This window comes from Streptomyces sp. NPDC046909, from assembly GCF_040644695.1.
In the GTDB taxonomy this organism is placed as follows: Bacteria; Actinomycetota; Actinomycetes; order Streptomycetales; family Streptomycetaceae; genus Streptomyces.
In genome coordinates, this window is sequence record NZ_JBEYXC010000044.1 from 1 (window position 1) to 11,153 (window position 11,153).

An 11,153-nucleotide genomic window follows, 5' to 3' on the forward strand; every position below is an offset into this window, starting at 1 on the left:
GCTCCTCGGACTCGTCCATCTCGGCGACCACGACCTCCGCACACTCCTGCAGCGGCAGCACGACCCGTCCACCGTCATCAACGCGCCCTACGACCGCGGCGTGGAAGACGCCGCCCACGCCTTGCGGGCCGCCTGGCGCTGACAGCCGCGTCGTACTCGCTACGACGAGTCCAGGTCGGCCAGGAGCCAGGCGCGTTCCTCTCGCTCCTGGTCCAGGACCTGCCGGTAGACCGTCATGTCCCGTCGCTCCTCGATCGCCGCCCGCACAATTCGGGCAAGGACGTCGGGCCGGATGGCCTCCAGCTGGGTGGTGGTGCTGGGTGTGAAGGAGCGATGGTCTGTCGGCTTCGGCGGAGCTGTCGGCAGGTGATGCGTGCTGACCTGCTCTTCGGTCACCGCCAGGCGCACCAGGTCGGTGCAGACTCCCGTCCGGCGGTCATCACGTCGGCGCCGTACTACATCGGTCCGGAAGACGAACAGCGCCTGGAGCACTGGCAGCAGGCCGACCGGCGGCTGGGGGTCGCGCGGGGAACGGGCTGGTACGGCTTCAGCACGACGCAGATCGTGCTGTGGCGCACCGACCGCATCCCGCAGATGCACGCCGCCGAGGACTGTGCTGTCCCCGCTCCTCGGCCGGAAGCGGCCGCAGCACAGTCCTCGGCGGCGTGCATCTGTGGGGTCTACCGGGTCCGAGGGGCGCTGAGTTGTGGTCCGAGGAAAGTACGGCACCCCGATGACCGTCCACCGGCTTCCGGCGCGGCCGGTGGACCTGCGCCGTCAGGGCACCTGTCCGAAGTGCTACGCCATGCAGGGCGAGCAGTGCCGCGAGCGGCCCCATGTGCCGCCGTCGAACGGCGTCCACACCGCCCGGCTGAAGGCCAACGGCATCGACCCGGCAGCGCTGCCGCCGTACCGGAAACCCGGCCGCCGCCGAAAGCCCGGCCGCCCCAACGGCTCCTCCTCCGGCTGATCCTCCTGGCCGGCAACCCCCGGACGGCGCGGACCGTCATCTCGTCGTCGAGGCGGGATCCGGGCCGGGCGGCTTGTGGGCCGGGGATCAGGGTCCGGGGTGCCAAGGGGCGCCCGCCTGCACTTGCCCGATCAGGGTGCGGATGCCCTGGTTGTCGTCCGGGTTGGTGAAGAGGCTGTTGCCGAACACGGCGGCAGCCTTCGCGTTCTCGCCAAGGCGCCACCAGGTGAGGCCGAGTCCGTGCAGTGCCCGGAGAAACGGGCGGTTGTCCAGTTCGCCCCAGGCCAGAACGCCGGTGAACGCGGGCGGCAGCGCCAACTCGGCCACCGCGACACCCGTCTGGTAGTAGCCGAGCGCCTCGGCCAACACAGCCTCGTCGTCGGCTCGTTCGAGAGCGTCGATGCCCAGGTGCGCCCAGCAGTCGACCTGCCGTGGATCCTCCCGTACCGCAGCGAGCAGGGCCGTGCGGTAGGCGGCCAGGTCACCGGTGCTCTCCCGCAGCCCCAGCGCGCGGTCCACCGGCGGCTCCCCCTCTCCTACATAGGGGTCGGGCATCCGGTAGCGCGGCCTCGGCCCGGCCGCACGCACCGCCCGTGCCCAGGACGACGTGTCGTCGGCATCCGCGTCGCAGCGCGGATCGTATTCCCCGCCGTCGAAGGCCGGGCCGGCAGGGGTGATTCCCGCGTAGTGGATGCGCTCCAGGATGCGGCGGGTGCCGCACCCCGCGTAGCGGTCGGTGATCTCGGACAGATACACATACCTCAGCCCGTGAGCGGTGTCCCGGTCCGGCAGGGGCGCCGGCAGGACACGGCGCAGGGTGTCGAGCAGGCCGGACAGGACCTCCTCCGCCTCGCGGCCGGTCAACGGCCAGGACACCCCGAAGACGCGGGGTACGTCATAAACCGTGGACCAGAGCGCGTCCGCCTCGATGCCGCTGCGCCGGGCCAGCATGGTGCGCAGGCCGTTTTCACTCACTGTGGCGCTGGCCGTCACGACGCTCTCCGATCACCGACAGTGCGCAGGAACTCAACTCACCTCAAGCGTAGCGACCTTGAGGCGCCCGGTCCGTCCCCCTTCCGAGCGAAGTAGTACTGCGCGCGGCGAAGGGCCGCGCCCGTGGCGGCCATCCCGGCATCCGAGCCTCCAACGTCACGGCGACGATCGGTGCCGGTTCGCCAAACCCACCGGGGCGGCGAGTCGTTGGACACCGCATGACCGATTCTCGCGCCGCCAAGGTACTCAGCCCGTCCACCACCGACCACGTGGCCGGCCTCATGGCCACGCTCGCCCAGAAGCACGACCACGATGAGGATGCCGTCGAGGAGGCCTTCATGCGTGCGGTCCGTAAGGCCTGGGTGAACGAGGAGTCATGGGCCTTGGAGTACGTGGCCTTCTCTCAAAACACCCACGCCGACGCCGTCATTGGGGCTCTGGAACTCGCCGCGGAGACGGGCTGGGAGCCGACCGACACGGTGGCGGCGCTGCCGGGCATGAACGAGCGTGTGGCCGGCACGCTGCTGTCCGCCCTGGAGGCAGCGCAGGACATCGGGAAGGAGCCGGATGAGGCGTGACCGCCTCTTTCGCGCCTCATAGCTCACCACGCGCACGGCGTAGCACTACGTATGGGTCCGGTAGGGGAAGGCGGCCAGTGGGCAGCGGCGCCTGGCTCCGCCGGGGTGCTCCAGGGCGACGATGTTCTATGCGGTCGCGGCGCGTATACGGCCGGCGTGGGGATCGGTCGCTTCCTTGCCCGAGGTTGTATGGCACACCTCGCCGCGCGCTGCGCCGCAGCTTTCGCAGGCCGCTTTGTCGGCGATGCGGAGATGATCGAGGAGCTTCCAACGCGGCGAGTGCATCCTGTCGGCCGGCTCGTCCGTCCCCAGTTTCGTGCAGTCATCCCCTGGCTGGGCCGCGCAGTAGGAGCAGGGCAACTGCGTGGCATCGCGGAGGCGTTGCTGGTACTCCGCGGCTCGGCGCTGGTCAGCGGCCTCGCGCTGGCGTTGTTCTTCCTCCTCCTGGAGGCGGCGGTCCTTGAGGCGTTGCTGCCACGTTTCTGGGTGGTGGGCGCATTCGCCGTGGACCGCAAGGTTCCACCGGCAGGGCTTGCCGCGGGCCGTGAGGGCGCCGCAGCGGTTCTTCTCGTTTCCGGGTCCGTGGTGGGGGCAGGGTTCGCAGGTCGTGTTGACCATGCAGGGGGTCTTCGTGGTGGCGCCGATGACGCGGCACAACCAGGGAGAGACCGACTCCTCCCCCACAGCCGCCAGACTCGCGACGAACGCAGCCCAGTCCGATGCCGAAGCGGTGGCCCGCCACCACTCGGGCGAGGCCCGCACCGTCAGCCAACCCGTCCGATCCACAGTGATCTTCGGAGGGGCAATTGCGTTCGGCCGCAATGGAGTTTCCAGCAATCCGCTCACACATGCCCAGCCTTTCCCGGCCCGACCAGGCGTACTTGGCGATGGCCACTCGCGACGACCTGCCCAGCGCCTTGACCAGCAGCAGGTACGGCTTCGCCGCGACGGGCCCGTCCGGGGCCAGGTAGTAGCCCTCCCCGATGCGGATCGGGTCGATGGTGTCGCGGGGCACGAAGGCGACGATCTCGATCGCCTTGGCCGTCGGCAGGGGCAGTTCACGCAGTTCCTGGTCGCTGACGGGCACGATCTGGTCTTTTGCGTATTCGTAGCCCTTGCCGATCTCCGCGTTCGCGACCTCACGGTCCTCCAGCTCGCACACCTTGCGAACCCGCACCCGACCGCCGTCCTCAAGGTGGTACTGGTGAAACTTGATCGCATGGTCATCGGTGGCCGACTGGACATGGATCGGCACCGTGACCAGGCCAAACGAGATAGCACCGGACCAGATCGTTCGGGGCATGGCAAACCTCCGCGACTACCCCGAGCAGCTCCAGCCTACGGACGCCCAAGGCGCCCCGCACTACCCCGATGCTCCACGAGACCGAGCCGCCTGCACCTCTGCCGGGAAGTCTCGGAACGCCGCTCCACGGCCTGATCCACACCGTGCGCACGAGGGCCGGCGCCCCACCCCCCGGCCCCCGAGCCACAGCCACGCGACTGACACCACCACCATGACTCGAACAAATTATCGAATCTCGGTTATGGTGGAGGCCTGGAGAGAACCCAGGTCAGGGAGGGGCAGCGAAGGACGGGAGGTGCAAACCGTGGATTTACTCATCTGCGCGTCGCCTCCGGCTACTCCGCCCGCTACGGCGTCTCCCTCCCCGGCGCCCTCGTGCAGCGCGCGGCCGAGCGCGGGATGACCACGCTCGCGCTGACCGACCGGGACACCGTCGCGGGTACGGTCCGCTTCGCCACGGCGGCCGCGGCCGCCGGAATCCGCCCCGTCCTCGGAGTCGACGTCGCCGTCGCCCCGCTCACCCCGCCCCGCCCGGCCCTCGGACGGTCACGCACGCCGGTGCGCGGCGGCGCGCACGTGCTGGAGCCGCCGCTGCGGATCACCCTGCTCGCGCAGAGCGCGGCCGGCTGGGCGCGGCTGTGCCGTCTGGTGTCCACCGCACACGCCGAGGCCGACGGCGCGGCGCCGGTGGTGTCCTGGCCAACTCTGCGCGCCTACGCCGACCGGGACTTGGTGGTACTGCTCGGTCCCTCGTCCGAACCGGTGCGGGCCCTGTCGGCCGGCCGTCCCGACGTCGCCGAGCAGTTGCTTACGCCGTGGCGGGAGCTGGCCGCGGAGCAGCTGCGGCTGGAGGCCGTGTACCTGGGCCGGCAGGGCACCGGCGCGGGCTCGCTGCGGCTGGCCGCACGCACCGTGGGTCTGGCCGACCAGCTCCGCGTGGGCGTGGTGTTGACCAATGCGGTCCGCTACGCCGACCCTGACCAGCACCGGCTGGCCGACGTCCTCGACGCGGCCCGGCTGCTGCGGCCCGTCGATCGCCGTTACCTTGACGGCGGGGAGCGCTGGCTGAAGGGCCCGGCCGCCATGACCGCGGCCGCCGAGCGGATCGCCCAGGCCGTCGGCGACGACCCGGGCCGGGGGGTGCGCCTGCTGGCCGAGACCGAGGCGACCGGCCAGTCCTGCATCCTGACCCCGGCCGATCTCGGGCTCGGGCGTCCTCACTTCCCCGAACCCGCCGTCGTCGGCGCCGGGAAGGAGAACGGTTCGGCGATGCGGCTGCTGCGGCAGCGGTGTGAGACCGGGATGGTCGCCCGTGGTCTGGACACGGACGAGCATGCTGTGCGACAGCTCGACTACGAGCTGGAGGTCATCGGCCGGCTGGGTTTCGAGGGGTACTTCCTTGCCGTGGCCCAGGTGGTCGCGGACACCCGCGCGCTGGGGATCCGGGTCGCCGCGCGCGGCTCCGGCGCCGGTTCCATGGTCAATCACGCGCTGTTCGTCGCCACGGCCAACCCTCTCGAACACCGGCTCCTGTTCGAACGCTTCCTCAGCGAGCGGCGTACGTCGCTGCCGGACATCGACCTCGACGTGGAGTCCGAGCGGCGCCTGGAGGTCTATGACGCGATCATCGAGCGGTTCGGTCGGGAGCGGACCGCGGTCACCGGCATGCCCGAGACCTACCGGGCGCGGCACGCCCTGCGGGATGCCGGCCTCGCCCTCGGGATTGCGCCGCAGGTCATCGGCGAGATCGCCAAGAGCTTTCCGCACCTGCGGGCCCGGGACATCCGCGGCGCCCTCGCGGAGCTGCCGGAGCTGCGGCAACTCGCCTCCCAGGCCGACAAGTTCGGGCCGCTGTGGGAGCTCGCCGAAGGCCTGGACGCGCTGCCCCGCGGCTACGCCATGCACCCGTGCGGAGTGATCCTGTCGAACGCGGCACTGCTGGACCGGCTTCCGGTGCAGCCGACACCGGCCGGCTATCCGATGGTGCAAGCCGACAAGGAGGACGTCGAAGATCTCGGTCTGCTGAAACTCGACGTCCTGGGCGTGCGCATGCAGTCCGCGATGGCGTACGCGGTCGCCGAGATCCGCCGCACGACCGGACGTCTGCTCGATCTCGACAACCCCGATCACGTCAGCCTGAACGACCAGAAGGCCTTCGAGATGATCCGGGCGTCGGACACCGTCGGCCTCTTCCAGCTCGAAAGCCCCGGTCAGCAGGATCTGGTGGGCCGCCTGCAGCCGCGTCACATGCAGGACGTCGTCGCCGACATCAGCCTCTTCCGCCCCGGCCCGGTCTCCGGGGGCATGCCCGCCCTGTACATCGCCGCCCGGCACGGCGCCGCCCCCACCTACCCGCACCCCGACCTGGAGCCGGTGCTCAATGACACCTACGGCGTGGTCATCTGGCACGAGCAGATCATCGCGATCCTCACCACGATGACCGGCTGCGACCGTGCCGCCGGCGACGTCGCCCGCCGCGCCCTGGCCGACCCCGACCGGCTGCCCAGGGTCGAGGCCTGGTTCCGCCGTACGGCCGGAGAGCGCGGCTACCCCAAGGACGTGCTCGAGGAGGTGTGGGGCACCGTCTCCTCCTTCGGCGCGTACGGCTTCTGCCGTGCGCACGCGGTGGCCTTCGCCGTCCCCGCGCTGCAGTCCGCCTACCTGAAGGCGCACTTTCCGGCGCATCTGTACGCGGGGCTGCTGGAGCACGATCCGGGCATGTGGCCGCGCCGGGTCATCGTCGCCGACGCCCGCCGCCACGGCGTTGCCGTGCTGCCCGTCGACGTCAACCACTCCCGCGGGCAGCACAGCGTGGAACAGACCGGGCAGGGCTGGGGGGTGCGCCTGGCGTTCTCCACGGTCAAGGGCATCAGCGAGGCGGAGACCGCCCGCCTGACGGCCGGCCAGCCCTACACCGGGCTGCAGGATCTGTGGCTGCGCGCCCGCCCGTCCCTGCCGCTCGCGCAGCGCCTGATCCGTATCGGTGCTCTCGACTGTCTCTCCCCCGGCCTGACCCGGCGGGATCTGCTGCTGCAGGCCACCGAACTGCACCGGCACTCCCGCAACCGCACTGCCACCGACGGGCAGCTGCCCCTGGGCGGCGAGCTGGTGACCGCCGGACCGAGCGGGCTGCCGGAAATGAGCAGCCGCGACAAGCTCGGCGCGGAACTCGACACCCTCTCCATCGACGTGAGCCAGCATCTGATGGAGCACCACCACCGGCTGCTGCGCGAGCTCGGCGCGACCGACGCCGCCCACCTGCGCGGCATGGTGCCCGGGCAGAAGGTCCTCGTCGCCGGCGTGCGGGCATCGACGCAGACGCCGCCGATCTCGTCCGGCAAGCGGATCATCTTCTGCACCCTGGAGGACGGCTCCGGACTGGTCGACATCGCCTTCTTCGAGGACTCCCACGAGCACGTCGCGCACACCGTGTTCCACTCCGGTCTGCTGCTGGTCCGCGGCACCGTCACCGCCCGCGGCCCACGCCGCACCGTCGTCGGCGAGATGGCCTGGGACCTGGACGAGGTGGCCGCCGCCCGCCGCGACCACGGCCCCCAGGCCGCCCTCGCTCTCCTCGGCCGCACCAGCCCGGCCCCCACCCCGGCCCGGCCGTCCACCGAGCAGCGCACCCTCACCGACGGCACCGCCGGGGCCCGCCTGCACCCCTACGCCGACCTGGTGCCCGCCGGCACCCGCTCGGCCGACCTGCGCCGACTCGGGCACCGAAGCCTGGGAAGCGCTGGGTGATCACCGTGGGCCGTCACATCCTCCATCTGCGCTTCGCCCTCCCGGCCGAACCGGACGCCGCACTCCCCGAGCGGCTGCGCCGCCTACTCGAAGGCATCACGCCCCGCGTGCAGATGCTCGAGCCGGACATGGCCGTCCTCGACCTCACCGGTGCCCTCCCGTACTGGAAGCGCGATGCCCGGGCCCTGACCGAAGTGGTCCAGTTGCGTGCGCTCGCCCACTTCGGCCTGCCCAGTTCCGCGGGGTGCGCGGGCAACCGGATGCTCGCCGCCATGGCCTGCGCCCTCACCCCAGCAGGCCGGCGCACCGTCATCGACGACTCCCCCGAGGCGAGCACCGCGTTCCTGCGGCCCCGGCCAGTACGGGAACTGCCCGGCGTGGGCACGAAAACGGCCGCGACGCTCGCCGAGTACGGTCTGCACACCGTCGGTGACGTCGCCGACGTCCCTCAGTCCACGCTGCAGCGACTCCTCGGCGCCCGCGTCGGCCGTGCCCTTCACGAGCACGCCCACGGCCGCGACACTACCGTCGTCGACCCCACCCCGGCACCGGCAAGCCTCAGCACGGAGCACCGCTTTGCCCTCGACGAACTCGACCCGGCCGCCCACCGGCGCGTCCTGCTCGCCCTCGCCGACGACCTCGGAGCGCGCCTGCGCGCCTGCGGCCAGATCGCCACGGGCGTGACCTGCACGATCCGCTACGCCGACCTCAGCGCCACCCGCCGCAGCCGGACCCTGCCCGAAGCCACCCAGCACACCGTCGTCCTGGCCCGGGCCGCCTATGCAAGTGGAGTGCGCGTGGGTTCTGTAACGAGGGGGCGTGGAGGAGAGTCTGCATTTCAGCAGGTGGGGGACCTGTGTTCGGACGGTCCTTCGGTCGGGTGAGATTGCTGTAGTTATTCGCAGATTCTGCGAGCGGTCTCCGTAATCTGCGTGTCCGTGGTGGATTCCGAGACTCGTCACCTCGTGGCGGTTCCTGTTCCCGAAGAGAGTTCCGGCCAGGTCGGCGGTGAGCCGGACCTGGCGGACGTGCTGACGTTGCAGAGGCGTCGGGCGGCAGAGAGCGGTGCGGAGGACGAGCACGGCTTCTTCGTGGACACCCTCGCGGAGTATCAGTGGGCGCGGGATGCCGCAGGGCTGATGCCCAGAACGATCGACAAGCTGGTCAAGCCGGTGATCGAGGTCTGCGAGTACTTCGGTCTCGTGCCGTGGCAGCTGCAGCCCCGACACCTGGACCACTACTTCGCCGGGCCGGGAAAGCGAGCGCGTTCGACAGTCCGCACGAAGATGAACATGATCGACGGATACTTCGCGTTCCTTGAACAGCGCTATGCCGGCGAGATCGGACGCCGCTTCGGGGCGAGTGTCGAGTCGCCGATCGACCCGTTCAACCGGCCGCGTCACCGCGGCGACTTTGGTCTGCGGATCCCGCCGTCGCGGCAGGCGATGAAAGAGTTCTTCCGGCGGTGGCGTCAGGAACTGCCGGATTCCCGCAAGCAGTCGGTGGCCTGCCGCAACTATGTGATGGCGAAGATCGCCTATATCTCCGGAGTCCGGGCGGCCGAGTTGTGCACTCTCCGCGTCGCGGACGTGCACTGGGAAGCCGGGCAGTGGGGCCGGTTCCTGGTGCAGGGCAAGGGAGCGAGAGGCTCGGGCCCGCGGCAGCGGGAGGGGTATCTCTTCTCCGAAGGCCGTGAGCTGCTGTGGTGGTATGTCGAGGAAGTCCGCGGCATGTTCCGGGACGATCCCGAGCACCCCAGTGCCCCGTTATGGCCTTCGGAACGGACCCCGAAGGCGATCGCGGCCCTCAACATGCCGGTCGCCCCGGCGGTCGTTCCCTCGACGTTCCGCGGGGCCCTCAAGCGGGCCGGAGCGGTCCATCTGCCCGGCCCGGTCACGGACCTGTTTCCCCACCTGCTCCGGCATGCCTGCGCGACCCACAACTACGAGGACGGCATGTCGTTGTGGGAGGTCCAGAAGCTGTTGGGCCACGACTGGGCGACCACCACGGTTCAGTACCTGGCCAGCGCTCATGCCGACCCGGAGATGGCTTGCCGGGAGTCATCCGAGCGAGCAGCCCAGCGGCTGATCATGGACAAGGGGAATCTGCGATGAAGTGGAACTTGCGGTGGGCCGCGGCCAAGCGCGACATCTGGCGGCCCACGGATCTGCTGGCGGCCTTCAAGGAGGTGGGGTTCGCCCCCTCGCTGAGCAAGGTCGCGGCCCTGTGGGGGAACACGCCGGTGACGATCCGGTTGGATGACCTCGACAAGATCTGCGCGGCCCTGAACTGCACTGTTTCCGATCTGCTGGAAGCGGAGCCGGTCGCGTCAGCGACCGGCTCCGCGGAGATCCAGAAGGCCGTGGGCGCCCCGGAGACCGGCTCGGCACCGGTGCGGCCGATTGCCCGGCGTTCCGGTCCTCGGCGACTCCAGCCCCCGAACTGATCACATGGTGAGAGGGTCGGCCAGGCAGTGCAGCGAGTGCCTGAAGTGGGGGTTCTTCCAGGGTTTCACCTGCGCGGGGTGCCGGGACTGGCGGAAGAAGTATCCCGGTCGGGGGCGGTGCCGCCGTTGTCGGCATGTCCAGCATCTGGGAGTCGACGGTTTCTGCCGGTCCTGCCTGATCGCTCTGCGGGAGGCGGGCGGGCTCGACCCGGCTCCCGACGATGTCCTCCTGCCGCAGCCCACCCAGCTCGCGGTGTGGTGGGCCGGCCTGCCGACGGCCGAAGCGCAGCCCCTGGCCAAGTCCGACCGGCGGCGCCGCAAGCATCCCCGGCGGACGCTCCTCCTGACGCCGGCCCCGAAGCCCCGGCGGGACGATCCGCAGGTGATCCCGTCGGCCATGGCCGGGCAGACGACGCTGTTCACGATGCCGCGGACGATCACGAGCGACCACCTGGACCGCATCGGTGACCGAACCTGGCCTGAATGGGAGACCCTGACCGCGGTGGTCGCTCAAGTGGCCGCAGAGCGGCAGGTCAGTGAGTCATGGCGGAGGATGGTCCACCGCCAGCTCCGCGGCGTCCTGTCGATCAGGGACGCCAACGGCGAGGTGCTGGTGGTGGACGAGGAGATCCTCGACGAGGTGCCCCGAGGAGTCCTCGGCGGAACCACCGAGGTGCTGCGGCGAGCTGGTCTCCTCCGCCCGCGGAGGCGGCCTCGGCCGCCGCGGTGGCCCGTCGGCAGCTGTCAGCACTGCGACTGCTGGGGTGTCACCGGTCGTCTGTGTCCCGGCTGCCGCAGCTGGGGCCGCCCCAACCTCGGGCTTCACTGTCCGCCGGGGCAGTGCGGCCGGTGCCGGCGTTCACCGCTGCCGGTGTCGACCGAGTACGGACTCTGCCGGGCATGCCTGATCCACGTCCGTGAGCAGGGGACCGAAGACCGCCCAGGCTTCACGCAGCTGCAGATCGCCGTCGGGGGCCGGCTGGCCCGCCAACTCCGCAATCTGGACGGAACGTTGGGATATTCAGAGGTCGTTCTCTTTCCGAACCTCATGTGCGGATTCCGCTGGTCAGGCATGGGATGGAGCTGCCGCGGAAGTCTCGACTCGTTGCCGGTCGG

Annotated in this window: 9 protein-coding genes and 1 pseudogene; 7 read left to right on the plus strand and 3 right to left on the minus strand. The window is 70.6% G+C overall.

All coding sequences use genetic code 11. The features are described from left to right. Positions 1–159 precede the first annotated feature (159 nt). Positions 160–600, minus strand: a complete 441-nt coding sequence (locus ABZ928_RS53185; protein ID WP_361537068.1) for a hypothetical protein — start codon at positions 598–600, stop codon at positions 160–162. A 133-nt stretch (positions 601–733) separates the two neighbouring features. On the opposite strand from ABZ928_RS53185, the gene ABZ928_RS53190 reads away from it, so the two are divergent. Continuing rightward, positions 734–970, plus strand: coding sequence for a hypothetical protein (locus ABZ928_RS53190; RefSeq protein WP_361537070.1), 237 nt, complete (start codon positions 734–736; stop codon positions 968–970). Between the two features lie 87 nt (positions 971–1,057). Here ABZ928_RS53190 and ABZ928_RS53195 read toward each other — a convergent pair whose 3' ends face one another. Further along, positions 1,058–1,963, minus strand: a complete 906-nt coding sequence (locus ABZ928_RS53195) for a hypothetical protein (protein ID WP_361537072.1) — start codon at positions 1,961–1,963, stop codon at positions 1,058–1,060. Positions 1,964–2,181: 218 nt separating this feature from the next. Between ABZ928_RS53195 and ABZ928_RS53200 the strand changes: the two genes are divergently transcribed. Next, entirely contained in the window at positions 2,182–2,541 is a 360-nt protein-coding gene (locus tag ABZ928_RS53200; RefSeq protein WP_361537074.1) for a hypothetical protein, read from the plus strand. Positions 2,542–2,950: 409 nt separating this feature from the next. Here the strand turns inward: ABZ928_RS53200 and ABZ928_RS53205 are convergent, their stop codons facing one another. Continuing rightward, positions 2,951–3,844 (minus strand): Ku protein, encoded by an 894-nt coding sequence (locus ABZ928_RS53205; protein WP_361537076.1) that lies wholly within the window; start codon positions 3,842–3,844, stop codon positions 2,951–2,953. A 318-nt stretch (positions 3,845–4,162) separates the two neighbouring features. On the opposite strand from ABZ928_RS53205, the gene dnaE reads away from it, so the two are divergent. From dnaE to ABZ928_RS53230, 5 genes and pseudogenes are all read left to right on the plus strand, one after another. Next, positions 4,163–7,591 carry a DNA polymerase III subunit alpha gene (gene dnaE, locus ABZ928_RS53210; RefSeq protein WP_361537084.1) on the plus strand — a complete coding sequence of 1,143 codons (3,429 nt, stop codon included), beginning with the start codon at positions 4,163–4,165 and terminating at the stop codon, positions 7,589–7,591. Positions 7,592–7,596: 5 nt separating this feature from the next. Further along, positions 7,597–8,475 (plus strand): hypothetical protein, encoded by an 879-nt coding sequence (locus tag ABZ928_RS53215; protein WP_361537078.1) that lies wholly within the window; start codon positions 7,597–7,599, stop codon positions 8,473–8,475. A gap of 81 nt (positions 8,476–8,556) precedes the next feature. Further along, positions 8,557–9,705 (plus strand): site-specific integrase, encoded by a 1,149-nt coding sequence (locus tag ABZ928_RS53220; protein ID WP_361537080.1) that lies wholly within the window; start codon positions 8,557–8,559, stop codon positions 9,703–9,705. Further along, entirely contained in the window at positions 9,702–10,037 is a 336-nt protein-coding gene (locus ABZ928_RS53225) for a helix-turn-helix transcriptional regulator (protein ID WP_361537082.1), read from the plus strand. Before ABZ928_RS53220 ends, ABZ928_RS53225 begins: the two co-directional genes overlap by 4 nt. A 4-nt stretch (positions 10,038–10,041) precedes the next feature. Beyond that, positions 10,042–11,153, plus strand: a pseudogene (locus ABZ928_RS53230) (hypothetical protein); the annotation flags it as partial.

What these genes read in the sequence shown, in the direction of transcription:
- ABZ928_RS53190 (WP_361537070.1), top strand. Translation starts at nt 734, where the DNA reads ATGACCGTCCACCGGCTTCCGGCGCGGCCGGTGGACCTGCGCCGTCAG.
- ABZ928_RS53200 (WP_361537074.1), top strand. Translation starts at nt 2,182, where the DNA reads ATGACCGATTCTCGCGCCGCCAAGGTACTCAGCCCGTCCACCACCGAC.
- ABZ928_RS53205 (WP_361537076.1), bottom strand. Translation starts at nt 3,844, where the DNA reads ATGCCCCGAACGATCTGGTCCGGTGCTATCTCGTTTGGCCTGGTCACG.
- ABZ928_RS53225 (WP_361537082.1), top strand. Translation starts at nt 9,702, where the DNA reads ATGAAGTGGAACTTGCGGTGGGCCGCGGCCAAGCGCGACATCTGGCGG.